Origin of the sequence: Streptomyces sp. WI03-4A, from assembly GCF_033792105.1 — a bacterium.
Lineage (GTDB): Bacteria > Actinomycetota > Actinomycetes > Streptomycetales > Streptomycetaceae > Streptomyces > Streptomyces collinus_A.
This window is the reverse complement of the sequence record NZ_JARAUO010000029.1, coordinates 47909-73665: the sequence shown is the minus strand read 5'-3', so window position 1 is coordinate 73665 and position 25757 is coordinate 47909. Positions and strand designations below refer to the sequence as shown.

Sequence of the window (25757 nt, the reverse complement as noted above, 5' to 3'; positions counted from 1 at the left end):
AGAGAACGAGGACCATGACCGCGATCGATCTGAACGCCGACCTCGGCGAGGGTTTCGGCCGCTGGCGGCTGACCGACGACGAACGGCTGCTGTCCGTCGTCAGCAGCGCCAACGTCGCCTGCGGGTTCCACGCAGGCGACGCGGCCACCATGCGCCGGGTGTGCGAGCTGGCCGCCGCGCGCGGGGTGACGATCGGCGCGCAGGTCTCCTACCGGGACCTCGCCGGGTTCGGGCGGCGCGCCATGGACGTGCCGCCCGCCGAACTGGCGGCCGAGGTGGCCTATCAGATCGGCGCCCTGGAGGTGTTCGCCCGGGCCGCGGGAGCGCGCGTGGCGTACGTCAAGCCGCACGGCGCGCTCTACAACCGGGTCGTGCACGACGAGGAGCAGGCCGCGGCGGTGGTCGACGGGGTGCTCCTGGCCGGCGGCGCGCTGCCGGTGCTGGGCCTGCCGGGCTCGCGGGTGCTGGACCTGGCCGCGAAGGCGGGCCTGCCGGCCGTCACGGAGGCGTTCGCCGACCGGGCCTACACCGACCGGGGCACGCTGGTGCCCCGCGGCAGCGAGGGCGCCGTGGTGACCGATCCCGAGGCCGTCGTGGAGCGTTCGGTGAGCCTCGCGCGCTCCGGTGTGGTCGCCGCCCACTCCGGCGCGCGGATCGAGGTGCGCGCCCGTTCGCTGTGCCTGCACGGCGACACTCCCGGCGCGGTGGAGCTGGCCCGCCGGGTGCGCGAGCGCCTCACGGCGGCCGGGGTACGGGTGGAGGCCTTCGCATGAGGGCGCTGCCCGTCGGCGACGACGCGCTCCTGGTGGAGCTGGACTCGGGCGCCCAGGCGCAGGCTCTGCACGCGGAGCTGCTGCGCCGCCGCGCCGAGGGCGCGCTGGCCGTTCGCGAGATCGTCCCGGCGGCGCGCACGGTCCTGCTCGACGGCCTGGCCGATCCGGCGCGCTGGGCGTCCGAGCTCACCGCCTCGGTGGTGCCGCCCGCTCCCTCGCGCGCGCGTGAAGCGGTGGAGCTGCCCGTGCGCTACGACGGCCCGGACCTCGCCGGGGTCGCCGCCCACTGGGGGGTGTCCGAGCGGGAGGCGGCCCGGATCCACGCGGACACCGAGTTCACCGTCGCGTTCTGCGGGTTCGCACCCGGCTTCGGCTACCTCACCGGTCTTCCCGCCCGTTATGACGTCCCGCGCCGGGCCACCCCGCGCACCTCCGTGCCCGCCGGTGCGGTGGCGCTGGCGGGGCCGTACACGGGCGTGTACCCGCGCTCCTCTCCGGGCGGCTGGCAGCTGATCGGCAGCACGGAGGCGCTGCTGTGGGACCACGCGCGCGTACCGGCCGCGCTGCTCTCCCCGGGCGCCCGGGTGCGCTTCGTGCCGGTGGGGGACGCGTGAGCGACCGCGCGCTCCTCGTCGTACGGGCAGGTGCGCTGACCACCGTGCAGGACCGCGGACGGCCGGGGTACGCGCATCTGGGCGTGCCCCGCTCCGGGGCGCTCGACCCGGGTACGGCGGCCCTGGTCAACCGGCTGGCCGGCAACGGTCCTGACGCCGCCGTGCTGGAGACCACCCTCGACGGCTGCGCCCTGCGCCCGCGTTCGGCGGTCACGGTGGCGGTCGCGGGCGCGCCCTGCCCGGTCTCGGTGGACGGCCGCCCCGCCGCCTGGGGCGCCCCCGTGGCGGTGCCCGCGGGGGCGCTGCTGGAGGTGGGGGCCGCCGTGGCCGGGGTACGCGCGTACGTGGCCGTGTCCGGCGGCATCGCCGTGGAGCCGGTGCTCGGCAGCCGCGCCACCGACCTGCTGTCGGGCCTCGGGCCCGCGCCGCTCGCCGACGGCACGGTGCTGCCGCTCGGTGCCCCGGCCGGTCCGCCCGCGCGCGTGGACGGTGTCCCGCGGCCGCGGCCGCCGGCCGAGCTCGTGCTCCGGGTGATCCCGGGGCCGCGCGCCGACTGGTTCACGGCGGGCGCGCTCCGGGACCTCGCCACGCGCGCGTACCGGGTGTCCTCCGCGAGCAACCGGATCGGGCTGCGCACCGAGGGGCCCGCCCTGGAACGGGCCAGGACCGGCGAGCTGCCCAGCGAGGGAATGGTGCTCGGCGCCGTGCAGGTGCCGCCGGACGGGCGTCCGGTGGTGTTCCTGGCGGACCATCCGACCACCGGGGGCTACCCGGTGATCGCCGTGGTGCGCGCAGCGGACCTCCCGGCGGCCGCACAGGCGGCCCCGGGCACCCCCGTCAGATTCGTACCGGTGCGCCGCCGCTGAGTCCCGCCGCCGGGCCCGGGCCCCCCCGACGGCAGCGCGGCCAGCGCCTCGGACACCGCCGTGCAGCTACCGCCGGACGGCCGCCCCACGGTCCTCCTCCCCAACCGCCCGAGCAGCGGGGGCTATCCCGTGATCGCCGTGGCCCGCGCCGCCTTCCTCCCTGCGCCCGCACAGGCGGCCCCGGGCACCCCCGTCAGATTCGTACCGGTGCGCCGCCGCTGAGTCCCGCCGCCGGGCCCGGGCTCCCCCGACGGCAGCGCGGCCAGCGCCTCGGCGACGGCGGAGGAGGCGCGCAGGTCGAGCCGGGCGCTGGTGCCCCGAGCGTGGTGGCCCAGCTCGTCGGCGGCCAGCCGCAGCAGCTGGGGCAGCAGGTCGTCGCAGCGCCGGACCACCCAGCCGGTGCCGGCGGTGGCGAGCCACCACAGCCGGGCCGCCCGGGTCGGCGCCGGGAACTCCGGCTCGGGCGACGGCGGCGCGCCGGTGGCCAGTCCGGACGCGCTCAGCAGGGCGTGGAAGCGCACCGCGAACTGCCGGTGGCCGCGCTCGCCCGGGTGCAGCCGGTCCGCGCTCCACAGGGCGCGGTCGGTGAGCCAGGCGCCCTGGGAGGCGTGCAGATGGACGGCGCCGTAGCGGTCGGACAGCGCGTGGACGACCGCGTTGACCGCCTGCTGGCGGCGGGCCAGCGGGCGGGCGAGGGCGCCGGGGAGTCCGAGCATCGCGCCGGGGTCGGGCAGGCAGGCGGTGAGCAGAGTGGCGCCCTGGCCGGTGAAGGCCGCGCAGACGGCGTCGAGGCGGGCGGCCACGGCCCGGACGTCGAAGGTGCGGCGCAGCGTGTCGTTGACGCCGACGACCACGGACACCAGGTCGGGACGGAGGGCGAGGGCGGCCGGTGTCTGCCGTTCGCGCACGTCCCGCGTCTGCGCCCCGCTGACCGCGAGGTTGGTGAACTCCACCTGCCCGGGGTCGGCGGCGAGGCCGTCGGCGAGCAGCGACGCCCAGCCGCGCCACCCGCCGCCGACGGGGTCTCCCACGCCTTCGGTGAGCGAGTCCCCGAGCGCCACGAAGCGGACGGGTCTCATACGGCGCCCTCCCGCGCGGCGGGCCGGGCCGGCGCCTCCCGCCGGCCGAGCACCTCGGTGTCGTGCGCCGCGAGGAAGGCCTCGACGGCCGTGCCCCAGCCGAAGCACTCCGCCCGCGCGCGTGCCGCCTCGCGGCGCTCGCGCCCGGGACGCGACAGGACCGCCTCGACGGCGTCAGCGAACGCCTCCGGGCGATCGGCGGCGGCCGCGCCGGCGGCGCCGATCACCTCGGGCAGCGCCGACGAGGCGCTGGCCACCACGGGGGTGCCGCACGCCAGGGCCTCCAGCGCGGCCAGCCCGAAGGTCTCGGCGGGCCCGGGGGCCAGGCACACGTCGGCGGACGCCTGGAGCGCGCCCAGCGCGGCCCGCCCGGAGACGTGCCCGAGGAAGGTCACCGGCAGCCCGCGTTCCCTGGCCCGCTGTTCGAGGCGGGCGCGCAGCGGGCCGTCCCCGGCCACCACGAGCACCGCGCGCCGTCCACGCCGCACGAGCTCCTGGAGGGCGTCCAGGGCGGTACCGGGGCGCTTCTCGACGGAGAGCCGGGAGCAGAGCACGAGCAGCGCCTCGGCGCCGCGCGCGTGGCGTGCGCGCAGCGCCGCGTCGCGCAGCGCGGGGTGGCGTTCCATCAGGTCGACGCCGAGCGGCGCGCGTACGACGTTGCGGGCGCCGATCCGTACGAACTCGCGCTCGGCGTACTCCGTGGTGCACACGATCCGCGAGTAGACGTGCGCGGTGCGGGTGTTGAGGGAGTCGGCGGTCCGCCGGGCGAGGTGGTCCGGCAGGCCCCAGGTGCGCAGGACGCCGTCGGCGGTCTCGTGCGAGACCATCACGGACGGCACGCGGGCGCGGCGGCCCCAGCGGCCGGTCCACCGCAGCGTGGTGCGGTCGGAGACCTCGAGGCGGTCGGGGGCCAGGTCCTCAAGGAGGGCGGTCACGCGCCGCCGGTCGGTCAGGACGCGGTAGCCGCCGGTGCCGGGCAGCACCGGTCCGGGCAGGGTGACGACCCGTCCCTGCTCGGTCTCGTGGTCGGTGTACCGCTCGCCCGGCACGATCAGCACCGGTTCGTGTCCGGCGGCCAGGTAGCCGCGGCCCAGTTCGCGCAGGGCCGTGCGCAGGCCGCCGGAGGCGGGGGTGACGAAGTTGGCGAGCCGGACGATGCGCAGAGGTGTGCCGGTCATGCCGCCACCGCCGTCCGGCGTGCCGCGAGCACGTCCTCGTAGTGCCCGATGAGCTGGTCGCCGACGGCGGCCCAGGTGCGCTCGCGCACCCGGGCCCGCCCGGCGGCGCCGTACGCGGCCCGCAGGCCCGGATCGGCGGCCAGGGCGGTGACGGCCCCGGTGACGGCGGCCGCGTCATGCGGCGGGACGAGCAGTCCGGTGCGGCCGTGGTCGACCAGGTCGAGCGGGCCGCCGGCGGCGGGCGCGACCACCGGCACCCCGCTGGCCATGGCCTCCTGGACGGTCTGGCAGAAGGTCTCGAAGGGGCCGGTGTGCACGAACAGGTCGAGCGACGCGAAGATCCGGGCGAGTTCGTCGCCGGTCCGGCGGCCCAGGAAGACGGCGCCGGGCAGGGCCTCGGTGAGCGGGGCCCGGCTGGGGCCGTCGCCGACCACCACGAGGCGGACGCCCGGAAGTCCGGCGACGCCCGCCAGGAGTTCGACGTGCTTCTCGGGGGCGAGGCGGCCGACGTAGCCGACGATCAGTTCGCCGTTCGGGGCCAGTTCGCGGCGCAGGGCCGCGTCGCGGTGGTCCGGCCGGAACCGGGCGGTGTCGACGCCGCGCCGCCACAGCCGGACGCGGGGCACGCCGTGTGCCCGGAGGTCGTGCAGGGCGGCGCTGGAGGGGGCGAGGGTGCGGTCGGCGGCGGCGTGCACGGAGCGGATCCGCCGCCAGGCGGCGGCCTCGCCCGCGCCCATGTAGGTGCGGGCGTATCCGGCCAGGTCGGTCTGGTAGACGGCGACGGCCGGAACGCCGAACCGGGCGGCGGCCGCCATGCCGCGGACGCCGAGGACGAAGGGACTGGCGAGGTGGACCACGTCGGCGCGGTGCCCGGTGAGCGCCGCACCGAGGCGGCGGCTGGGCAGGGCGACGCGGACCTGGGGGTAGCCGGGGAGCGGGAGGGAGGGGACGCGGACGACGGGGCACGGCGCCTCGAGTGCGTCCGTCCTGGTGCCGGGCGCGGTGGCCGGCGCGACGACGAGCGGGAGGTGACCGCGATCCACGAGGTGCCGGGCGGTCTGGAGCGCGCAGTGGGCGACGCCGTTCACATCGGGGGGAAAGGATTCGGTCACGATGACGACACGCATACGGGTGTTCTCGCCGTGCCGGACGTGGCCGCGTCAACGTCGATCTTTCCGGCCGGGGAACGTCCCGTGAGCGTTGGATCGCGCACCCGCGCGGGTCAGGCGGCCGCCATGCCCGCCTGACCCGCGGGTCACCCGGTGTTCACCCGGCGGGCGGTCCCCCGCCCGTACCGGCTGCCGTCGTCGGAGCCCGGTCGGCTCACACGGCTGGTGCGTCCGGTCCGAAGCGGCTGCGGACGGCCGTCTGCACCTCGTCCTCCTCGGCCGGGTCGGCGGCGAGGCGGCGGAGCCGTTCGACGACCCGGGTGTCACCGGTCTCGGCGTGCCGGGCGGCCAGTTCCCGGGTGGTCTCCTCGCAGTCCCACAGGCACTCGACGGCGAAGCCGGCGGCGAAGGAGGGATCGGTGGCGGCGAGGGCGCGGGCGGCGCGGCCGCGGAGGTGGGAGGAGGCCGTCTCGCGGTAGACGTGACGCAGGACGGGGGCCGCGCAGGCGATCCCCAGGCGTCCGGCGCCGTCGACCAGGGTCCACAGCGTCGGGGCGTCCGGGCCCTCGCCGCGTACGGCCTCGCGCAGGGCGCCGAGGACGAGGGCGCTGTCCTTGGCCCCGCCACGGCAGGCGAGCATGCGGCCGGCCGCGGCGCCGAGGGCGTCGGGGCGCTGGGCCCAGCGGCGGGCCCGCTCGACGGCGGCGATGCTGCACATGCGTTCGAAGGCGTCGACGGCGGCCTCCACGACGGGCACGGACCCGTCGGCCACGGCCTCCTCGATCAGGGCGAGGGCGTCGGGGTCGTTGCTGTCGGCGAGGTAGCGCAGTGCCGTGCAGCGGGCGCCCTCGGTGCCCGACCTGGCGGCCTGGAGGATCTCCGGCCGGTCCTCGGGGCCGGCCACGGCGACCAGGCAGCGGGCGGCCGGCACATGGAGGGCGGCACCGCGCTCGACGCCCTGCTGGGCCCAGTCGAAGACGGCGCGCACGCTCCACCCGGGGCGCGGCCCGGTGGGCCGCATCTGGCGCTGCCAGCGGTCGAAACAGCCGGCCTCGTGGGCGGCACGCACGCGTGCGGCGATCGGTTCGCGCGGATCCTCGGCCCACAGCCGCCATGGCCGCGGCTCGAAGGCGTCCCGTACGGCGACGGCCAGTTCGGCCTCGCCCTCGGGATCGGTGGCGAAGCGGGCCAGTACCGGGGCGGCGAGGGCGCGCAGGCCCGCGTCGTCGTCCCGGAGGGCCAGCTCGTCCAGGGCCCAGGCCCAGTTGGAGCCCTGGGCGGCGTACCTGCGCAGCAGTTCGAGCGCGTCCCGCCTGCCGTAGGAGGCGAGGTGCCCGAGGACCGCCAGGGCGAGCCCGGTACGGGACTCCTCGTCGTCGAGGACGTCCTCGGGGTCGAAGAGGTGCGCCTCGAGCGCGTCCAGCTCGCCGTTCAGGTCGAGGTAGAGGCGGGCGTAGTAAAGGGAGCGGTTCTCCACCTGCCAGTCGTGGCGGGGGTCGCGGAGCACACAGTGGTTCAGGGCCGCGAGCGCTTCGGCGCGCGGTGCGGTGAGCGCGTGCAGTGTGCCGTCGCCACGGCCCCGCTGGAGCAGGCCGAGCAGCGTACCGCTGGGCGCTATGACCGGATCGAACATGGGAAACAGCCTCACATCAAGCGTCGACGCAACCGGGAAACACGCACTACCTGGCCACGTGACACAACGTCGGAGCGCCCGCCGTCTCTTGCTTGCTGTAGACCATCTCTCTCTGCCTCTCGTCGGTGGCCCATGCGGACCGCATCACGGCCCGCGCGGTGCGGCAACACCTGCCCGGCCATCGCGTCCGTGAATCACGTCGTCATGATGACCCGCGCTGTGAGCTGCCGCGACCGTATTTCCGGCGGCCTTGTACCGCCTCCCCCGTTTTCCGTGTCGTACCTGCTCAGGACGTTCGCGTCAGTGTGTGCCGAACAGTTCCAGAATTTCCGTCTTGCCGAACATACGGGCCGTGTCGACGGCCGAGGGGGTTCCCGCGGCCGGGTCGGCGCCGGACCCCAGGAGCGCCTTGATGACATCGGTCTCGCCCTTGAAGACGGCACCGGCGAGCGGGGTCTGGCCCCGGTCGTTGATCCGGTCGGCGTCCGCGCCCCGGGCGAGGAGGGCACGTACCGCGTCGGCGTGCCCGTGGTAGGCGGCGAGCATCACGAGGGAGTCGCCCCGGTCGTTGGTGAGGTTGGCCGGAACGCCCGCGTCGACATAGGCCACCAGTTCCTCCGTCCGGCCCTGCCGGGCCAGGTCGAAGATCTTGGTCGCCAGCTCCACGACCTCGGGGTCGGGGGCTTCACTCATCGGCCGGACCGCCTCTCGTTACAACCGTTCAGGTGAATCGCAAGGGTACTGGCTCGCGCCTCACATGACCCGAAGTGCCCGAGGTAAAGATCACCGCAGGCCCGGCCGGACGCAAGCGCCCTGCTCAACCGGCCCACCGAGGGCTCCACCAGCCGGTGGAAAAGGACGGAAATTCACCCAGTTGCACCTTTTATAGTATAGATACATGCTGTGATCCTGGAAGAACTCAGGGTGACTGTCCCCTTCGACACCAGGAGGCCCCGAATGATCCTCTCCATCTCAGGCGTCATGCTGCTCGGCGTCGTCGTCTTCCTCTTCTTCCGCAAGGACGGCCTCAAGGGCTCGCACGCATGCACGTCGGCCCTGTTCGGCTTCTACCTGGCCAGCACGGGCATCGCGCCGAGCATCAAGGCCGGCGGCGAGAGTCTGGCGAGCCTCCTCGGTGGCATCAAGTTCTGACGCCCACGTCCCGCCCGTACGCACCATCAGGAGACAGCAGTGGCCCGGCGCCCTCTTCCCCGCATTCTGAGCAAAGACAGCGCACAGATCGCCCGGACGCAGATCGCCCGGAGCCGGGAACTGGCCCGGACGGCGGCCGACAGTGCCACCGATGTCCTCCACCCGCTGATCACCGTCTCGCGCGGGCTGCGCCGGCTGGCCTCGGCCGGGCGGCGCAGATGGGTCGAGACACCCAAGGACAAGCGCGGGCCGCTGCTGTTCCTGGCGGCCTCCGTGGTCCTGGTCGTGGTGCTGGCACCGTACGGACCGCTGCTCGCCGCCATCGCCCTGATGGCGGCGGCGGCATGGCAGGGCCGCGACCGCACCCCGCCGGCGCCGGACGGGCCCGACGAGTCGCAGGCCGAGCGGCTGCGATCCCTGTACGAGGCGCTGGTGCCCTACTTCTCCACCGAGGGGGACCCGGCGCCGCTGTACACCCACGGCGGGGAGTGGGAGAAGGCTTTCGACACGCACGAGTTCGACGACGGCGGACGCGTCGGTCATCTTGTGATCCGCTACCCCGCCTACTTCCCGGACGGCGAGAGCGAGGCCCGGGCACGGGTCGAGCAGCTGCTCGCCGCGAAGGCGGGGCGGGGCCGCGAGTACCACTTCGCGTGGGACGAGGAGGGCAACCGGCTGACGGTGACCGTCCTGGCTCCCCTGCCCACCGACATCGCCGCCCAGCGCTTCGTCACCGCGCCGGGCGAGACGGTCCTCGGCTTCACCGACCCCACCGAGGTGCAGCGCACGCTCCCCCTCTCCTACGGGGACGAGCAGCGCGACACCCCGCCGGTGGTCTGGCGGACCGGTCTGCGCTCCACCGAGCCGCACCTGCTGGCCATGGGCCACCCCGGTAGCGGTACCTCGACCCTGCTCCGCTCGATCGCCCTGCAGGCGCTCCGGCACGGCGACGTACTGATCGCCGACGGCGGCGGCACCGGCGAGTACGCCTGTCTGATCGGCCGGGACGGCGTGCTGGCCGTGGAGTGCGCGCCGGCCGGCGCGCTGGCCAGCCTGGAGTGGGCCGCGCAGGAGACCGAGCGGCGCCTCGTCGCCATCAACCGGGCCCGGCAGGCGGGCGACCCGCCGCCGGAGGACACCCGGCGCCCGCTGTGGCTGCTCCTGGACCGGCCGACCGTCTTCACCCACCTCACCGCGGCGGAGGGCCGCAAGGACCCGCAGACCCTGCTGCAGATGCCGCTGCGGCACGGCCGCGCGGCGAACGTCACCGTGGTCGTGGCCGAGCAGTTCGAGAGCGCGGAGGCGCTGAGCGACGCGGTACGCCAGCACACGCGCGCGCGGGTCGTGCTGGGACCCGCGTCGCCCGAGCAGCTGCGGACCGTCCTCGGGGCGCCGCCGCACACGACCCCGCTGGCGCAGGTGCCGCCCGGGCGGGGGTACGCGCGGCTGGGCACGGGTCCCGTGCACCGGCTCCAGGTGCCGTCGACCCCGGACCCGTACGACGACGCGACCGGTGACGCGGACCGGCAGGCGGTGTCCGCGCTGCTGCCCCCGCGCACGACCCCCGCGGACGCGGCACCGGCGGAGCCGGTCGAGCCGACCGCACCCGTGGAGACGGTCACCCCGATCGAAGCGGCCCCGCTCGCCGCGGAGGCGATGGCAGCCGAGAGCTCCTGAACGGCGCTTCCCGGCGACTGACGGCGGCTCCCTGGCCCCGCTGGCCGCTGGGCCGCTGGGCCGCTGGCAAGCCACGAACGTCCGCGACGCCTCCGCGCCGCCCGTCGCCCGCAGGCGGGCGGCGTCCGCCGGCCAGGCCTCCCGGCCGCCGAGCCGCCCCCGCCCATCGCCGCCGCTTCCCCCGACGGGTACGGCCTCCCTGCCCCCAAGCCGGCGGGCTCCAGCGGGCCAGGAATCCCCGCGGGCACGGCGGACCGAGGGGCTTGGTCAGAGCGGGGGGCTCGGGGCCGGCCCAGTCTCCCTAAGCCACGAACGTGCGCGGCGCCTCCGCGCCCCCCGTCGCGCCCGTTTCCACCAGGCGGGCCGCCGCCGCGAGGCGTACCGCCGCCTCCTCCGCCACCGCTCCGCCGACCGTGAACGGCAGGCGGACGTAGCCCTCGAAGGCGCCGTCGACGCCGAAGCGCGGGCCCGAGGGGACCCGGACGCCGACCCGCTCCCCCGCCTCGGCCAGCCGCGAACCCGACAGGCCACCGGCCCGGACCCACAGGGTCAGACCGCCGTCGGGCACCTCGAACTCCCAGTCCGGGAGCTCACGCCGGACCGCGGTCACCAGGGCGTCGCGGTTCTCGCGGGCCTGGGCGCGGCGCAGGTCGAGGGCCTGTTCCCAGCCGCCGGTGCTGAACAGCCAGTTCACGGCGAGCTGCTCCAGCACGGGGGTGCCGAGGTCGGCGTACGCGCGGGCGGCGACCAGGCTGCGGATCACGTCGGGGGCCGCGCGCACCCAGCCGATCCGCATGCCGGCCCAGAACGCCTTGCTCGCGGAGCCGACCGTGATGACGGTCGAGCCCGCCGGGTCGAAGGCGCAGACCGGGCGGGGCATCCCGCCGTCCGCGTACTTCTCCTCGAGCCACAGCTGGCCCATCGTCTCGTCGGCGACGAGGACCGTCCCCGCCGAGCGGGCCGCGTCGACCATCCGGCGCCGCTGGTCCTCGTCGGCGAGCGCGCCGGTCGGGTTGTGGAAGTCGGCGACGACGTAGGCGAGCCGGGGCGCGGACTCGCGCAGGACCTGGCGCCAGCGGTCCATGTCCCAGCCCGACAGCCCCTCGGCCATGGCGACAGGGACGAGCCGCGCGCCCGCCTCCCGCATGAGCTGGAGGATGTTGGCGTAGGACGGCGACTCGACGGCGATGCGCTCGCCGCGACCCCCGAACAGGTGGCAGATCGCGTCGATGGCGCCCATCGCGCCCGTCGTCACCATGATCTGCTCGGGCATCGTGGGGACCCCGCGCGCGGTGTAGCGCTCGGCGATCATCGCGCGCAGGGCGGGCAGCCCGGCCGGGTAGTCGCCGTGGGTGTGGGCGTAGGGCGGGAGCTCCTCCAGTGCGCCCTGGACCGCGCGGGTCAGCCACGGCTCGGGGGCCGGGAGCGAGGCGCAGCCCAGGTCGATCACCGAGCCGAGGGCCTCCGGCGGCAGGGGCTCCAGACCGCGCGCGGGCAGCGGGTTGCCCGCCGGGACGGCGGTCCAGCTGCCCGCGCCGCGCCGGGACTCCAGGAAGCCCTCGCCGCGCAGCGCCTCGTAGGCGGCCGCCACCGTGGTGCGGCTGACCGAGAGACTGAGGGCCAGCTCGCGCTCGGCGGGCAGCCGGGCGGCGACCGGGACGCGTCCTTCGAGCACCAGGAGCCGGATGCCGTCGGCGAGCGCGCGGTAGGCGGGCGGACGGCGCGTGCCGGGGGCCGGGCGGTCCTGCTGGGAGTTGAGCAGCCGCGCTAGCTGTGCGGCCCCTACCGCTGAGGTCCACTGAGCCACTACGATCAGTCCACCTTCCCCGAATTGGCCATGGATGGGGTTCGATCCCACGCCACAGAGTGTCATGCATCAGGCCACCGCCACCACCCAGGGGGGTATCTCGTGTCCACTCACGGCGGACTCGGACGACGACTGACGCAGTTGTACGCGGGGCTCGCGCTGTACGGCGCGAGTTCGGCGCTGCTCGTGGCGTCGGGGCTGGGCCTCGAGCCCTGGAACGTGCTGCACCAGGGACTGGCCGAGCTCACCGGGCTGACCATCGGCGTGGTGTCGATCGTGGTGGGGGCGGGGGTGCTGCTGCTGTGGATACCGCTGCGCCAGCGGCCCGGCCTCGGCACGGTCTCCAACGTCTTCGTCGTCGGCCTGGCCATGGACGGCACCCTGGCCCTGCTGCCCGACGTGCACGGCCTGGCCGTCCGGGTGCCGCTGCTGGTGGCGGGCATCGTGCTGAACGGCGCGGCGACCGGCCTGTACATCGCGGCGCGCTTCGGCCCGGGCCCGCGCGACGGCCTGATGACCGGGCTGCACCGGCGCACCGGCCGTTCCCTGCGGCTGATGCGGACGGCGGTCGAGGTGGCGGTGGTGGTCACCGGCTTCGCGCTGGGCGGCACCGTCGGAGTCGGCACCCTGCTGTACGCACTGTCCATCGGGCCGCTGGCCCAGCTCTTCCTGCGGGTGTTCGCCGTTACCGCGGCACCGGACGTCAGTACGGTCGTTGCCGAGGGGACACCGGAGCGAGCGATACTGCCTTCGTGAGCACCACGACGCGGCACGTACGCCACCCGTACCTGGACCACCCCGGCCCGATCGCCTTCGCCCACCGCGGCGGGGCCGCCGACGGCCTGGAGAACACCGTGGCGCAGTTCGGGCGCGCGGTCGAGCTGGGCTACCGGTACATGGAGACCGACGTGCACGCCACGGCCGACGGCCGGCTCGTCGCCTTCCACGACACGACCCTCGACCGGGTCACCGACGGAGCGGGCCGCATCGCCGACCTGCCGTGGCAGGACGTGCGCCAGGCACGGGTGGGCGGGCGGGAGCCGGTGCCGCTCTTCGAGGAGCTCCTGGAGACCTTCCCCGGCGCCCGCTGGAACGTGGACGTCAAGGCGGAACCCGCCCTGCGGCCGCTGCTGGAGCTGATCGAGCGGGCCGGCGCCTGGGACCGGGTCTGCGTGGGCTCCTTCTCCGAGGCGCGGGTGCTGCGGGCGCAGCGGCTGGCCGGGCCCCGCCTGGCCACCTCGTTCGGCACCCGCGGGGTGCTCAGCCTGCGGCTGCGCTCCTGGGGGCTGCCCGCCGCGGTGCGCAGGTCCGCCGTGGCCGCACAGGTTCCGGAGGCGCAGTCGGGCGTCCCGGTGGTCGACCAGCGCTTCGTCCGCGCCGCCCACGCGCGCGGGCTGCAGGTGCACGTGTGGACGATCAACGAACCGGCGCGGATGCACCGGCTCCTCGACCTGGGGGTCGATGGCATCATGACCGATCACATCGACACGTTGCGCAAGGTCATGGAGGACCGCGGCGTCTGGGTCTGAGAGCCCGGGACGACCGGCCCGCGCCTTCGCACGGCACTCCGGCGGGGAAGCGAGGGCACGGGTGGGCACCGAGACCGTGCGGGCGGGGGCGGCCGACGAGGCCGCGGGACTGAAGCGCGAGCAGCGCGGCTGGTACTTCTACGACTGGGCCTGCTCGGTCTATTCGACGAGCGTGCTGACCGTGTTCCTCGGGCCGTACCTCACTGCGGTCGCCGAGCGGGCTGCGGACGCCGACGGCTATGTGCACCCGCTGGGGGTGCCGGTCAGGGCGGGGTCCTTCTTCGCCTACTCGGTGTCCCTGTCGGTGATCGTGGCGGTCGTGCTGATGCCCCTGGTGGGCGCGGCGGCGGACCGCGGCGGCCGCAAGAAGCCGCTGCTCGCGGCGGCGGCGTACACGGGGGCGGCCGCGACCACGGGCCTGTTCTTCCTCGACGGCGACCGCTATCTGCTGGGCGGCGCGCTCCTCGTGGTGGCCAACGCGGCGCAGTCCGTGGGCATGATGCTCTACAACTCCTACCTGCCGCAGATCGCCGCCCCCGAGGAGCGCGACGCGGTCTCCTCCCGGGGCTGGGCCTTCGGGTACGCGGCGGGCTCCCTGGTCCTCGTGGTCAATCTGGTCCTGTACTCGGCGCACGACTCCTTCGGGCTCTCCGAGAGCGGCGCGGTCCGGGTCTGCCTGGCCTCGGCAGGGCTGTGGTGGGGCGCCTTCACCCTGGTGCCGCTGCGCCGGCTGCGCGACCGGCACGCGCGCGTGGAGGGGGCCACCGTCCCGGGACTGCGCCAGTTGGCGGCGACCGTCCGGGACATGCGCCGGTATCCGCTGACGCTCGCCTTCCTGCTGGCCTACCTGGTCTACAACGACGGCATCCAGACGGTGATCTCGCAGGCGTCGGTCTACGGCTCGGAGGAACTGGGTCTCGGGCAGTCCACCCTCATCGGCGCGGTACTGCTGGTGCAGGTGCTGGCGGTGGCGGGCGCGCTGGGCATGGGGCGGCTGGCCCGGACGTACGGGGCCAAACGGACGATCCTCGGTTCGCTGGTGGCCTGGACGGTCACGCTCGGGGCCGGCTACTTCCTGCCCGCCCGGGCGCCGGTGTGGTTCTTCGTGCTGGCCTCCGGCATCGGTCTCGTCCTCGGCGGCAGCCAGGCGCTGTCCCGGTCGCTGTTCTCCCATCTGGTGCCGCCGGGCAAGGAGGCCGAGTACTTCTCCGCGTACGAGCTGAGCGACCGCGGAATGAGCTGGCTCGGTCCCCTGCTGTTCGGCGTGACGTACCAGCTGACCGGGAGCTACCGGTCGGCGATCATCTCGCTGGTGGCGTTCTTCGTGATCGGTTTCGCCCTGCTGGCGCGGGTACCGGTGCGGCGTGCGATCGGCGCGGCGGGCAACCCGGTTCCGGACACGATTTAGCACTCGGCGCGAAAGGGCGGTAGTGTACGCGTTTGGCCTGCCAGGCGGACCGTTACTGCGCGTCAAAGAAGCCGAAACGCTGGGTGACATCTGCTAGCAGATGTGACAAACCGGGCGCCTGTGGGTACAACAAGGGGCGGCTACGACGGCGACGCATGACCCGGAACGGGACTCGGAACGGGAATCTTTACCGCCGACCGGACGTTGACCGGATGACGACGACAGCGACACCTGTCCTGTGGGCGACAAGCCCGGGAGGCACGATTCATGAGTGAGCGAGCTCTTCGCGGTACGCGCCTCGTGGTGACCAGCTACGAGACGGACCGCGGTATCGACCTGGCCCCGCGCCAGGCCGTGGAGTACGCATGCGAGAAGGGCCATCGCTTCGAGATGCCCTTCTCGGTCGAGGCGGAGATCCCGCCGGAGTGGGAGTGCAAGGTCTGTGGTGCCCAGGCACTCCTCGTGGACGGCGACGGCCCTGAGGAGAAGAAGGCCAAGCCCGCGCGTACCCATTGGGACATGCTGATGGAACGGCGCACCCGTGAGGAACTCGAAGAGGTCCTTGAGGAGCGCCTGGCGGTTCTGCGTTCGGGGGCGATGAACATCGCGGTTCACCCGAGGGACAGCCGCAAAAGCGCGTAAGACAAACGAAGAACCGCGGGCGCCGTACGTGACTCACGTACGGCGCCCGCGGTTTTTCCGGCTCTCGAACGGCGCCGAGCCGGCTCAGCGGGTCAGCGGCGGCCGCTGCTCCTCCGGCTCCGGGCCGCGGTCCCTGATGACCTCGCCCTGGACCACCTTGCCGTCGGGGCGGTGGATGCGGACCTGCTGGAAGGCGCCGCCCAGGCCCCCCGGGGCGGCCCGGCGCAGCCCGCGCTCCAGGGCGCTCTCGGTGAGGCGGCTGACGGCCTTCTGGACCGGCGGCAGCAGCAGGAGCAGACCGGCCGCGTCGGAGATCAGGCCCGGGATCATCAGCAGCAGGCCGCCGAGCATCACCAGGCCGTTGCCGCCGCCGCGCTCGGGGGAACCGCCGTCGCGGAGCGCCTCGCCGAGGTTGCGGAACGCGCGGCGGCCCGCACGCTTGATGACCACGGAGCCGGCGATCACGCCCGCCACCAGGAGCAGGAACACGGTCGGGCCGCCCGCCGCGCCCGCGACCAGGGTCAGCAGCCAGATCTCCAGCACCAGCCACACGGCGAGCCCGAGCGGCAGGTACCGGCGCAGCCGGGAGCGGCGCGGCCGGGCGGTGTGCGGGGCGGTGGCGGGACCAGTCGTCATGGTTCCAGTGTGCCTGGCCGCGCCTCAGGGCGGGATAAGCGGGGGCTCAGCCCCCGCCGCTACGGGCTCAGCCCTTGGCGCCCTTGCCCTTGAGCTTGTCGACGCGGTCCCCGACGCCCCAGGCGGTGACCCGCCACAGGGCCTCGACCACGATGTTGCGGCTCATCTTGGAGTCGCCCAGCTCACGCTCGACGAAGGTGATGGGGACCTCGACCACGTGGTAGCCGGCCCTGACGGCGCGGCGGGCCAGGTCCACCTGGAAGCAGTAGCCCTGCGAGGCGACCTCGTCCAGGCCCAGGCCCTCCAGGGTCTCGCGGCGGAACGCGCGGTAGCCGCCGGTGATGTCACGCAGCGGCAGGTCCAGCGCCAGGCGGGAGTAGAGGCTGCCGCCGCGGGAGATGAACTCGCGGGACTTGGGCCAGTTCACCACCCGGCCGCCGGGCACCCAGCGCGAGCCGAGCACCAGGTCCGCGCTCTTGAGGGCGGTCAGCAGCCGGGGCAGCTCCTCGGGCTGGTGGGAGCCGTCGGCGTCCATCTCGACCAGCACGCCGTAGCCGTGCTCCATGCCCCAGCGGAAGCCCGCGAGGTAGGCGGCGCCCAGGCCCTCCTTGCCCCTGCGGTGCAGCACCTGGACGTGGTCGTCCTCGGCGGCCAGCTCGTCGGCGAGCTTGCCCGTGCCGTCCGGGCTGTTGTCGTCGGCCACCAGTACGTGGGCCTCGGGGACGGCCCTGCGCACCCGGCCGACAATGGTCTTGATGTTCTCCGCCTCGTTGTAGGTCGGAATGATCACCAAGGCCGTGCCGAGCGGCCCGAACTGCCTCCCCTGGGCCTTGGCCGCGAGGGTCCCGTCGCCGTCGTTCACTGCTGCCCCTTCATGTCGTACGCAGGCGTCCACCATAGTGGCCCGGGCCTGGGATGACGTGACCCCTCGTTCATACGGGGGTGTCGATTCCACAAGAGTGGGGTAAGAACGTCCTTTTCGGCACCTGTGGCACGCGACGGATGGGGGCCCGGCGCCCTTCGGGCCGACCTGGGACCCGCTGGCTGCGGGTCGACCGAAAGCCGTTGTCTACTGAGCGCCCGGGCCCCACCCGGGTCACACCTTGCCGACCGGCCGGACCGTTCACTCGCCGGCGCGGGCGCTGAGCCTGGCTCCCGGCGACGGTGCCCCGGTGCGGGCACCGTCCTGACCCAGCTGCGCTGCGACGAGTTGCGAGAACGCTCCCCGGTCGGGCGTCCGGTGGTGGACTCGGCCGAACCTACCGGCCCCCGGCCGTCGACTGTCAATAGCCCTCCGACCTGCGCCGACGTCCGCCGTCACCGCGGTGACCAGGGAGGATGCGCAGGTGGGGCGAGGCGGGGACGGCGGACGATCACCACCCCGCCACCCCGGGAGATCACTCGCCCGGCCGTACGAACACCGTCCGTCCGCCCACCACGGTGCGCAGGCAGACCGGCAGGTCGCGGCCCGGGGTCAGGTCGGGCAGTCCGGGAGTCCCGGAGCGCGGGTCGGTCGACCAGCGGGCCACCCGGTCGTCGGGGGCCTGGACGACCAGCTCGTCGGTCCGCCAGACGGCGTAGTCGGCGGGCGCGCCCGGCACCAGGACGCCCGCGTCGTCGCGGCCGACGGCCCGCCAGCCGCCTCGCGTGTGCGCGGTGAACGCGGCGCGCACCGAGACCCGGTGCTCCGGAGTGTGGTGGAAGGCGGCGGCACGGACCGTGCCCCAGGGGTCGAGCGGGGTGACGGGGCTGTCGGAGCCGAACGCGAGGGGCACCCCGGCCCGCAGCAGGGCGGCGAACGGGTTGAGGGAGCGGGCGCGCTCGGCGCCGAGGCGCCGGGCGTACATGCCGTCCTCGCCGCCCCACAGCGCGTCGAAGGCGGGCTGCACGGAGGCGATCAGGCCCAGCTCGGCGAAGGCGGCGACGGTCTCGGGGGTGAGCATCTCGGCGTGTTCGACGCGGTGCCGGGCGGCCCGTACGCGGCCGAGGCCGACCTTCTCGGCGGCGGCGCGCACCCCTTCGACGACGGCGGTCACGGCGGCGTCGCCGATGGCGTGGAAGCCCGCCTGGAGGCCGGTCTCGGTGCAGGCGACGACGTGGGCGGCGATGTCGTCGGCGTCCAGGTAGGCGGTGCCGGTGGCGTCGTTGTCGGCGTAGCGCTGGTGCAGGCAGGCGGTGTGCGAGCCGAGCGAGCCGTCCACGAAGAGGTCGCCGGCGGCGCCCCGCGCGCCCAGCTCGCGGGCCCGGGCGACGCCCTCCTCGCCCTGTTCGGCCCAGTAGCCGACGACGCGCGGGCCCGGCAGTCCGGCGGCGAGCCGCAGCAGGTCGGCGAAGTCGCCCTCGGAGGAGATCCGGGGACCGCCGCACTCGTGCACGGAGCCGATGCCGAGCGAGGCGGCGTGGGCGAGCGCGGTGCGCTGCGCCTCGGCGCGCTGCGCCGGGGTGATGGCCGCGAGGGCGGCTTCGCGCACCACGTGGTGGTCGTCGGCCGTGAGCGGGGCGTCGGTGCGGCCGAGGTCGCCGGGCAGCAGGTCGAGCAGGGCGGTGGTGACGACCGCCGAGTGGACGTCGATGCGGGAGAGGTAGAGCGGGCGGCCGCCGGTGGCGGCGTCCAGCTCCGCGCGCGCCGGCGGCCGGCCGCCGGGCCAGCGGGCGGCGTCCCAGCCGTGGCCGAGCAGCACCCGGTCGTCCGGGCGGGCGGCGGCGAAGTCGCGGACGAGCGCGAGGGCCGCCTCAAGGGAGGGGGCGCCGGACAGGTCGAGTCCGGTCAGGGCGAGGCCCGTGGCGGTGGTGTGCACGTGGGCGTCGGTGAAGGCCGGGGTGACCAGGGCGCCGTCGAGGTCGACCACCTCGTCCACGCCGTCGGCGAAGGCGTCTGCGGCGCCCTCGGAGCCGACCCAGGCGACCTGGCCGCGCTCCACGACCATCGCGGTGGCGAACGGGTCGGCGGGGCTGTGGACCTCGCCGCGGCGCAGGAGGACGGTCTCGGGCTCGGCGGACTGCTCACTCATGCCCGACAGTCTCTCGCGTGCGCGGGAGTCACGTGGCATCGGGGCGGCCGCCGGCCCGGGTCGCCGGGCCGGGGTGTGACGGCCGCGGTCTCGGACCTCGGCGCCCGCGGCCCCATACGCCGGCGCCCCGGCCTCAGACCTTGGGCGGACGCGCCTCGTACGGGGTGGACAGGACGACCGTGGTGCGGGTGGAGACGCCGGCGAGGGTGCGCACGCGGGCCAGCAGCTCCTCCAGCTCGTGCGGGGTGCCGACGCGCACCTTGAGGATGTAGTTCTCGTCGCCCGCGACGCTGTGGCAGGCCTCGATCTCCGGGACGCCGGCGAGCCGGTCGGAGATGTCGTCCGGCGCGCTGGGGTCGAAGGGTTTGACCGAGATGAAGGCGGTGAGCGGCAGCCCGACGGCCTCGGGGTCGACGACCGCGGCGTAGCCGCGGATGACGCCACGCTGTTCGAGCCGGCGCACCCGCTGGTGCACGGCCGACGTGGACAGGCCCGTGGCCTTGCCCAGGTCTGTGTAGCTCATCCGCCCGTCCTTGACGAGCAGCTGCACGATCTGACGGTCCAGCTCCTCCATGGCGCCAAAACCTACCGTGCCTCTGATCTTCTCGGATACCTCGGCAACGCAGGTCACACCGGGTTCGGCACAAAAGCCACCGCACCGGGCACCCAGGAGCGGCATGTGACGAACGACACAGCGGAGGGACGGCCTCCGTGATGGTCTCGTGATTACCGCCGGGACCGGACGGGAAGTGCTTGCTGTGGTCGAGGCCGCAGCGCCGTCACGGCCCAGCCTTAGGGGGAGAATCCCATGCAGAGTGTTAAGCGCCCTGGTCGCTCCACGTCCAAGCGGCACCAGCCGGTTGTCGAGCCCGAGCCGGAGGGCGTCGAACCCGACGCCTACGACGACGATCTCGAGGCCTACGACACCTTCGAGATGTACCGGGTGGTCTGCCCGGACTGCGCCCAGCCGATCGCGCTGCTGGCGGACGAGGAGATCCTGCCGGAGCACGCGCTGTGCGCGTCGCCGTGGAACCCGTTTGGGCTCACGGTCTGCGCGGGCACGGGCCGCGCGGCGGCCGAGGCCCGCCCCGCCGACGAGACCGTCACCCCGCAGGAGCAGGACACCGCCCTGCTGCTCACGCTCCCCCAGGGTCTGAACTGGCGGACGCAGCCCTTCTCGCACGTCGGGGGCCCGGGCTCGCGCCCGATGCGCGTGCCGGCGATGCGCGGCCAGGCCGCCGCCTGAGCCCCCCGCCGGGTCCGCTCAGTACCGGTAACTGCCCTGCACCATGGCGCGCAGACTGTCGTGGTGCAGGATCAGTGTGTCCGGATCCGCCGGGACGGCGGCCTCACCGAAGTGCACCTGGCGGTAGGCGATGCGCAGCATGACGATCGCGTGCCGCAGGGCGGCGTACAGGGTGTGGAACTCCATGTCCCGCGGGGTGTGGCCGGTCAGCCGCCCGTAGCGCGCCTCGACGCGGTCGCGGCGCAGCAGGTCCGGCAGTCCGCGCTGTCCGGAGGCGACCGTGAGGTCCTGGAAGAAGCGGTGCAGGTAGACGGTCCAGCCGAGGTCCACCTCGCGCGGGGCGAGGGCCGCCATCTCCCAGTCCAGCACGGCCACGGGGTCGAAGCCGTCGTAGACGACGTTCCCGATGCGCGCGTCGCCCCAGGTGAGGACGGGGGTGCCGGGGTCGCGCGGCCACAGCCGCTCGAGCCGGTCGAAGGCGGCCTCGATGAGGGGTGAGCGGGCGCGTCCGTCGACCACCCAGGCGTAGTAGGCACGTTGGGCCGTCACGTGGCGGCGCAGCGCGTCGCCTTCGTCCGGGTCCCCGGGCTGCCCCGGCGGCGCGAGGAACCCGGCCTCGGCCGCGGGGGCCTGGTCGTGCAGCCGGGCGAGCAGGCCCACCGTGGCGGACTCCAGGTGCGCACGCTCCGCGTCGCTCGCCGCGTGCAGCCAACTGCCCTCGTAGGTGTAGGGCATGACGTCCGGAGGGACCCGTCCGGCCACCCGCTCCATGACGAAGAACGGCGCCCCGAGCGGCTCCGGGTCCTCCTCCAGCCACAGGGTCCGGGGCACCGGGACGTCGGTGCGGGCGGCCACGAGTTCCAGCGTGCGGTACTGGCGGGCCATGTCGTACTCGGGGAAGACGGTGTACGCCGCGGGGTCGGCCGCGAGCCGCAGCGCGCAGGACCGCGCGGGCGGCCGGGGGTGCTCGATGTCGAAGAGCAGCGTCTCGCTGGACATGCCGTTGGACGCCGGCACGGTGACCCCGGTGGCCCTGGCGCCGGGCAGCCGGGTGCCGAGCCAGCGGGTGAGCCGCCCGGCGAGCTCCTCGGGGTCGCGGGTGCTGGTGCGCGGGCGCGGTGCCGTGGTCATCCGCTCCTCCTCACGGTGCGACCGAGTCGAAGCCGGTGAAGCCGCTGGGGTCGTGGCGGCCGAACGAGCCGTGCTCGAAGATGCCGTGGCCCGTGCGGCCGTCCATCCGGAAGCGGGCGGAGTGGTCGGTCACGCCGTAGGCGGCGAGCGGGTGCGGCGACGTCATGTCGTAGGTACGGCGGTCCACCCAGCCCCGGCCCCGCCAGGTGCCGTGCTGCCAGTCGTCGGCGGGCGGGTAGCCCGCGCCGACCGCGAGCGGGGAGGAGGCCAGCACCTCCACGTCCAGCTCCAGCGGCTCGCGCGGGTCGCCGAGGTGGAGGACGGCGCGCTCGGGGTGCCGGGTCCCGGGGCGGTAGGTGATCTCCGCGTGGGGCCAGCCCAGTTGGCGGTCGCGGTGGCCGGGGCGGACCAGGGTGGCGTCGTTGAGCGAGCGGTGGCCGTCGGCGTCCTCCTGGACGACGATCATCAGGAAGCGGTCCTCGAAGCGGACCGGGCACCAGATCCAGTGGAAGCCCTCGGCCGGGTGCTCCTCGGCGAGCCGGCCGCCGTCCTCCCCCGGTGTCGGCCGCACGCCCCAGCTGCGGTCGCGGGTGCCGGTCCAGTCCCCGGGGGTGACGGTGAACGTGCGGCCGCCGGCCCGGATCGTGCCCTCCGCGGTGCCCGCCTGGACGAATCTGCGTCCTTCCAGGGTGAGCCGGTCGCCGCGGCGCTGGAGGTGGTGCGGCTCCCACAGGGCGGGGAAGGCCGCGGTCCAGGTGAGGTCGTACGACAGCTCGTCGTCACAGACCACGCGCAGCCGCCGCAGGGGCTCCTGGACCTCGATGCGCAGCGGGCCGACGGTGAGCCGCGTCCGGTCCTCGCCGAGCGCGTCGGAGGCGCGGACCGCGTGCAGGGTGCCGCCGGTGCGCAAGGTGGCGTAGGCGTCGATCACCCCGAGGTTGGGGTACACGCCGAGGCCGAGGATGAGCAGGGCCCGGCCGGTGTGGTCGAAGACGTGGAAGATGCAGCGGTCGTAGGCGTTGCGGTCCCCGGTCGCCACGTGCTTCATGGACAGCGGCACCTGGTGCACGGGGTACTCGTCGAGCGGTACGGGACGGTCGTCGGCCACCTGGCCCCCCTCGGACGGATAGCTGACGGTACGTCAGACAACCGTGGGAGGCCAGAGGGGGAACCGGCCGTCGTCGCTGAACTCACGCGCGATTCCGCCGCGCGGTGACCCGACCGGGCCGCGCCGCGTTGTTCCGGGTATGACCCCCATGTACTCGGCGACCGGGCGTCAGCGCCGGATCTTCGTGCCCCGGCCCGCAGAATCGGTTCCGCCGCCCGTGCCGCAGGACCCGCCCATCTACCTGGACCTGATGCGCGCCTGGGCCGACCGGGGGCGCACCCTGCCGGGCCGCCACGACCCGGAGTGGGTCAGGCTGGCGGCCCCGACGGTCCTCAGGGGGCAGTTCAGCGACCCTCCGGCCCTGCCACGTGACGGGCGATGACCATCCGCTGGATCTGGTTCGTGCCCTCGACGATCTGCAGCACCTTGGCCTCGCGCATGAAGCGCTCGGCCGGGAAGTCGGCGGTGTAGCCGTAACCGCCGAGTATCTGCACGGCGTCCGTGGTGACCTTCATGGCCGTGTCGGTGCAGTGCAGTTTGGCCATGGCGGCCTGCTTGGCGAACGGCCTGCCCGCGTCCCGCAGCCGGGCGGCCGCGAGGTAGAGGGCCCGGCCCGCCTCGATCTGGGTGGCCATGTCGGCGATCATGAAGCGCAGGCCCTGGAAGTCGGCGATGGGGCGGCCGAACTGCCGGCGCTGGGTGGCGTAGGCGACCGCCTGGTCCAGCGCGGCCTGGGCCACGCCGATGGCGCAGGCGGCGATGCCGAGCCGACCGGAGTCGAGCGCGGACAGGGCGATGGCGAAGCCCTGGCCCTCCTCGCCGATGCGCCGTTCGTCGCCGACGCGGACGCCGTCGAAGTGGACCTGGGCGGTCGGGCTGCCCTTCATGCCCATCTTCTTCTCGGGCGCGGCGCCGCTGACGCCCTCGGCGTCGCCGGGCACCAGGAAGGCGGTGATCCCGCGCGGGCCGTCCTCGCCGGTGCGGGCCATCACGGTGTAGAAGTCGGCGATGCCGCCGTGCGTGATCCAGGCCTTGGTGCCGGTGATCACCCAGTCGTCGCCGTCCCGGACGGCCTTGGTGCGCAGGGAGGCGGCGTCGGAGCCGGAGGACGGCTCGGAGAGGCAGTAGGCGCCGAGCAGGCCGCCGCCGAGCATGGCGGGCAGGTGCTCCACCTGCTGCTGCTTGCTGCCGTACGCGGCGAGCCCGTAGGAGGCGAGCGTGTGCACGCTGACGCCGAGGCCGACGGTCAGCCGGGCCGCCGCCAGCTCCTCCAGGACCTGGAGGTACACCTCGTAGGGCTGGTCGCCACCGCCGTACTCGGAGTCGTACGGCAGGCCCAGCAGCCCCGAATCGGACAGCAGGGTGAAGACCTCGCGCGGGAAACGTCCGGCGTCCTCCTCCTCGGCCGCCTTCGGCGCGATCTCGCGCTGCGCGATCTCACGGACGAGCGCGAGCAGATCCCTCGCCTCTTCCGTGGGCAGTTGACGCTCCACCGGCTGCGGGTCGCGGTCGGACATGGCGTCGCTCTCCTCCCTGTTCGGGCACATCGGCGGACGTGCGCCTTGGGTGGGGGCGGCTCCGCCTGATCGTTCAGTGGGCCGAGGACACCCGCTCCCGGGTCTCGGAAGCTGCTGACCAGCGGCTGTGCCGTGAGTATGCCCGATCGGCGACCTCCCGTCACCAGTTAACGACCGCTTACTTCAGGAATCCGGCCGGAACCCCGGGTGCCCCCGGATTGGTCCGCACCATTGACGCATTGGTCTAGTCCTCCTACTGTGCATTGCCAACGCTTTACCGCGTTCATGCCAATCGGCGCGCGTTCCCCTCTCCCCCACGAGGAGCCACCCGATGCACAGCACTCCCCACCGCCCCCGCGCCCGTTTCCGGGCTCTGCTCGCCGCCGCCTGTTCCGCCGCCCTCGGTGCCGGACTGCTCGCCGGAGCGGGCACCGCCACCGCGGCCGCACCCACCGCGCCGCAGCTCAAGGCGGGCTCGAAGGTCGTCGGCTACTTCACCGAATGGGGCACCTACGACCGCAAGTACTTCGTCAAGAACGTCGAGACCTCGGGCTCCGCTGCCAGGCTGACCCACATCAACTACGCCTTCGGCAACGTGACCGGCGGCAAGTGCGCGATGGGCGACTCCTACGCGGCCACCGATCGCGCCTACACCGCCGCCGAGTCCGTCGACGGCGTCGCCGACACCTGGGACCAGCCGCTGCGTGGCAACTTCAACCAGTTGCTCAAGCTGAAGAAGAAGCACCCGGGCCTCAAGGTGCTCTGGTCCTTCGGCGGCTGGACCTGGTCCGCCGGCTTCGGCGAGGCCGCGAAGAACCCGGCCGCCTTCGCCCAGTCCTGCTACGACCTGGTGAAGAATCCCAAGTGGGCGGGCGTCTTCGACGGCATCGACATCGACTGGGAGTACCCCAACGCCTGCGGCAACACCTGCGACGCCAGCGGCCGTGAGGCGTTCAAGAACGTCATGGCCGCGCTGCGGTCCAAGTTCGGCTCCGGCAGCCTGGTCACCGCGGCGATCACCGCGGACGCCACCGCCGGCGGGAAGATCGACGCGGCGAACTACGCGGGCGCGGCCCCGTACGTCGACTGGTACAACCCGATGACCTACGACTACTTCGGCGCCTGGGACGCGGCCGGCCCGACCGCCCCGCACTCGCCCCTGAACTCCTACGCGGGCATACCGAAGGCGAACTTCCACACCTCGGCCACCATCGCCAAGCTCAAGGGCCTCGGCATCCCGGCGTCCAAGCTGCTCCTCGGCATCGGCTTCTACGGCCGCGGCTGGACCGGGGTCACCCAGGCGGCACCCGGCGGCACGGCGACCGGACCCGCGGCCGGCACCTACGAGCAGGGCATCGACGACTACAAGGTGCTCAAGACCAAGTGCCCGGCCACCGGCACCGTGGCGGGCACGGCCTACGCCAAGTGCGGCACCGACTGGTGGAGTTACGACACCCCGGCGACCATCGGCACCAAGATGACGTACAAGAACCAGCAGGGGCTCGGCGGCACCTTCGTGTGGGAGCTGAGCGGCGACACCGCGAACGGTGAGCTGATCAAGGCGATCGACTAGCCCGGAACCGGGGTGTGGGCGGGCCGGCGGCGGGCCGGCCTCCGGGGCGGGAGCGGGGGACCACGAGC

Annotated in this window: 24 protein-coding genes and 1 pseudogene; 12 read left to right on the top strand and 13 right to left on the bottom strand. The window is 74.3% G+C overall.

Annotation, left to right across the window (positions count from 1 at the left end; genetic code table 11):
• Window positions 1–14: 14 nt before the first annotated feature.
• From PV343_RS26285 to PV343_RS40450, 4 genes and pseudogenes are all read left to right on the top strand, one after another.
• Entirely contained in the window at window positions 15–773 is a 759-nt protein-coding gene (locus tag PV343_RS26285) for a LamB/YcsF family protein (protein ID WP_020938762.1), read from the top strand.
• Window positions 770–1387 (top strand): allophanate hydrolase subunit 1, encoded by a 618-nt coding sequence (locus PV343_RS26280; protein ID WP_319149434.1) that lies wholly within the window; start codon window positions 770–772, stop codon window positions 1385–1387. The genes PV343_RS26285 and PV343_RS26280 overlap by 4 nt, the downstream gene beginning before the upstream one ends.
• Entirely contained in the window at window positions 1384–2253 is an 870-nt protein-coding gene (locus PV343_RS26275) for a biotin-dependent carboxyltransferase family protein (protein WP_319149433.1), read from the top strand. The genes PV343_RS26280 and PV343_RS26275 overlap by 4 nt, the downstream gene beginning before the upstream one ends.
• A gap of 9 nt (window positions 2254–2262) precedes the next feature.
• Window positions 2263–2475: pseudogene (locus PV343_RS40450) on the top strand (allophanate hydrolase subunit 2 family protein); the annotation flags it as partial.
• Here PV343_RS40450 and PV343_RS26265 read toward each other — a convergent pair.
• From PV343_RS26265 to PV343_RS26245, 5 genes are all read right to left on the bottom strand, one after another.
• Entirely contained in the window at window positions 2376–3332 is a 957-nt protein-coding gene (locus tag PV343_RS26265) for an SGNH/GDSL hydrolase family protein (RefSeq protein WP_319149432.1), read from the bottom strand. The pseudogene PV343_RS40450 and the gene PV343_RS26265 sit on opposite strands and share 100 nt — an antisense overlap.
• The gene (locus PV343_RS26260) at window positions 3329–4510 is read right to left on the bottom strand and encodes a glycosyltransferase (RefSeq protein WP_319149431.1); all 1182 of its coding nucleotides are present in this window, start codon (window positions 4508–4510) and stop codon (window positions 3329–3331) included. Before PV343_RS26260 ends, PV343_RS26265 begins: the two co-directional genes overlap by 4 nt.
• Window positions 4507–5637 carry a glycosyltransferase family 4 protein gene (locus tag PV343_RS26255; protein WP_319149430.1) on the bottom strand — a complete coding sequence of 377 codons (1131 nt, stop codon included), beginning with the start codon at window positions 5635–5637 and terminating at the stop codon, window positions 4507–4509. Before PV343_RS26255 ends, PV343_RS26260 begins: the two co-directional genes overlap by 4 nt.
• Before the next feature lie 196 nt (window positions 5638–5833).
• On the bottom strand, window positions 5834–7252 hold the full coding sequence (locus PV343_RS26250) for a HEAT repeat domain-containing protein (RefSeq protein ID WP_319149429.1): 1419 nt from the start codon (window positions 7250–7252) through the stop codon (window positions 5834–5836).
• A 300-nt stretch (window positions 7253–7552) separates the two neighbouring features.
• Window positions 7553–7945, bottom strand: a complete 393-nt coding sequence (locus PV343_RS26245; RefSeq protein WP_319149428.1) for an ankyrin repeat domain-containing protein — start codon at window positions 7943–7945, stop codon at window positions 7553–7555.
• A 264-nt stretch (window positions 7946–8209) separates the two neighbouring features.
• Between PV343_RS26245 and PV343_RS26240 the strand changes: the two genes are divergently transcribed.
• The gene (locus PV343_RS26240; protein ID WP_020938770.1) at window positions 8210–8404 is read left to right on the top strand and encodes a hypothetical protein; all 195 of its coding nucleotides are present in this window, start codon (window positions 8210–8212) and stop codon (window positions 8402–8404) included.
• A gap of 39 nt (window positions 8405–8443) precedes the next feature.
• The gene (locus PV343_RS26235; protein ID WP_319149427.1) at window positions 8444–10081 is read left to right on the top strand and encodes an ABC transporter ATP-binding protein; all 1638 of its coding nucleotides are present in this window, start codon (window positions 8444–8446) and stop codon (window positions 10079–10081) included.
• A 301-nt stretch (window positions 10082–10382) separates the two neighbouring features.
• Here PV343_RS26235 and PV343_RS26230 read toward each other — a convergent pair whose 3' ends face one another.
• Window positions 10383–11888: a PLP-dependent aminotransferase family protein gene (locus PV343_RS26230; protein ID WP_319149426.1), complete on the bottom strand. Its 1506-nt coding sequence runs from the start codon at window positions 11886–11888 to the stop codon at window positions 10383–10385.
• Window positions 11889–11990: 102 nt separating this feature from the next.
• On the opposite strand from PV343_RS26230, the gene PV343_RS26225 reads away from it, so the two are divergent.
• The 4 genes from PV343_RS26225 (at window position 11991) to PV343_RS26210 (ending at window position 15467) form a co-directional block, all read left to right on the top strand.
• Window positions 11991–12644 carry a YczE/YyaS/YitT family protein gene (locus PV343_RS26225; RefSeq protein WP_319149425.1) on the top strand — a complete coding sequence of 218 codons (654 nt, stop codon included), beginning with the start codon at window positions 11991–11993 and terminating at the stop codon, window positions 12642–12644.
• Window positions 12641–13417, top strand: coding sequence for a glycerophosphodiester phosphodiesterase (locus tag PV343_RS26220; RefSeq protein ID WP_319149424.1), 777 nt, complete (start codon window positions 12641–12643; stop codon window positions 13415–13417). Before PV343_RS26225 ends, PV343_RS26220 begins: the two co-directional genes overlap by 4 nt.
• A gap of 61 nt (window positions 13418–13478) precedes the next feature.
• Window positions 13479–14825, top strand: a complete 1347-nt coding sequence (locus PV343_RS26215) for an MFS transporter (RefSeq protein WP_319149423.1) — start codon at window positions 13479–13481, stop codon at window positions 14823–14825.
• Between the two features lie 267 nt (window positions 14826–15092).
• Window positions 15093–15467: an RNA polymerase-binding protein RbpA gene (locus tag PV343_RS26210; protein ID WP_003977404.1), complete on the top strand. Its 375-nt coding sequence runs from the start codon at window positions 15093–15095 to the stop codon at window positions 15465–15467.
• An 84-nt stretch (window positions 15468–15551) separates the two neighbouring features.
• On the opposite strand, the gene fxsA is transcribed toward PV343_RS26210, so the two are convergent.
• The 4 genes from fxsA to PV343_RS26190 form a co-directional block, all read right to left on the bottom strand.
• Window positions 15552–16103, bottom strand: a complete 552-nt coding sequence (gene fxsA, locus PV343_RS26205) for an FxsA family membrane protein (protein WP_319149422.1) — start codon at window positions 16101–16103, stop codon at window positions 15552–15554.
• Between the two features lie 67 nt (window positions 16104–16170).
• On the bottom strand, window positions 16171–16965 hold the full coding sequence (locus PV343_RS26200; RefSeq protein WP_319149421.1) for a polyprenol monophosphomannose synthase: 795 nt from the start codon (window positions 16963–16965) through the stop codon (window positions 16171–16173).
• Between the two features lie 535 nt (window positions 16966–17500).
• Complete coding sequence (locus tag PV343_RS26195; RefSeq protein WP_319149420.1) at window positions 17501–19114, bottom strand: amidohydrolase; 1614 nt, start codon at window positions 19112–19114, stop codon at window positions 17501–17503.
• Window positions 19115–19247: 133 nt separating this feature from the next.
• The gene (locus PV343_RS26190; RefSeq protein ID WP_020938779.1) at window positions 19248–19688 is read right to left on the bottom strand and encodes an Lrp/AsnC family transcriptional regulator; all 441 of its coding nucleotides are present in this window, start codon (window positions 19686–19688) and stop codon (window positions 19248–19250) included.
• A 234-nt stretch (window positions 19689–19922) separates the two neighbouring features.
• Between PV343_RS26190 and PV343_RS26185 the strand changes: the two genes are divergently transcribed.
• A complete protein-coding gene (locus PV343_RS26185) occupies window positions 19923–20360 on the top strand; it encodes a hypothetical protein (RefSeq protein ID WP_319149419.1) in 438 nt (145 codons plus the stop codon).
• Between the two features lie 18 nt (window positions 20361–20378).
• On the opposite strand, the gene PV343_RS26180 is transcribed toward PV343_RS26185, so the two are convergent.
• The 3 genes from PV343_RS26180 to PV343_RS26170 all read right to left on the bottom strand — a co-directional run bounded on the left by PV343_RS26180 (window position 20379) and on the right by PV343_RS26170 (window position 24116).
• Window positions 20379–21491 carry a phosphotransferase family protein gene (locus PV343_RS26180; RefSeq protein WP_319149418.1) on the bottom strand — a complete coding sequence of 371 codons (1113 nt, stop codon included), beginning with the start codon at window positions 21489–21491 and terminating at the stop codon, window positions 20379–20381.
• 10 nt (window positions 21492–21501) lie between these two features.
• Window positions 21502–22599 carry a hypothetical protein gene (locus PV343_RS26175; RefSeq protein ID WP_319149417.1) on the bottom strand — a complete coding sequence of 366 codons (1098 nt, stop codon included), beginning with the start codon at window positions 22597–22599 and terminating at the stop codon, window positions 21502–21504.
• Between the two features lie 344 nt (window positions 22600–22943).
• Entirely contained in the window at window positions 22944–24116 is a 1173-nt protein-coding gene (locus tag PV343_RS26170) for an acyl-CoA dehydrogenase family protein (protein WP_319149416.1), read from the bottom strand.
• A gap of 331 nt (window positions 24117–24447) precedes the next feature.
• Here PV343_RS26170 and PV343_RS26165 point away from each other — a divergent pair, with 331 nt between their 5' ends.
• Window positions 24448–25689: a glycoside hydrolase family 18 protein gene (locus PV343_RS26165; protein WP_319149415.1), complete on the top strand. Its 1242-nt coding sequence runs from the start codon at window positions 24448–24450 to the stop codon at window positions 25687–25689.
• The last annotated feature ends 68 nt before the right edge of the window (window positions 25690–25757 follow it).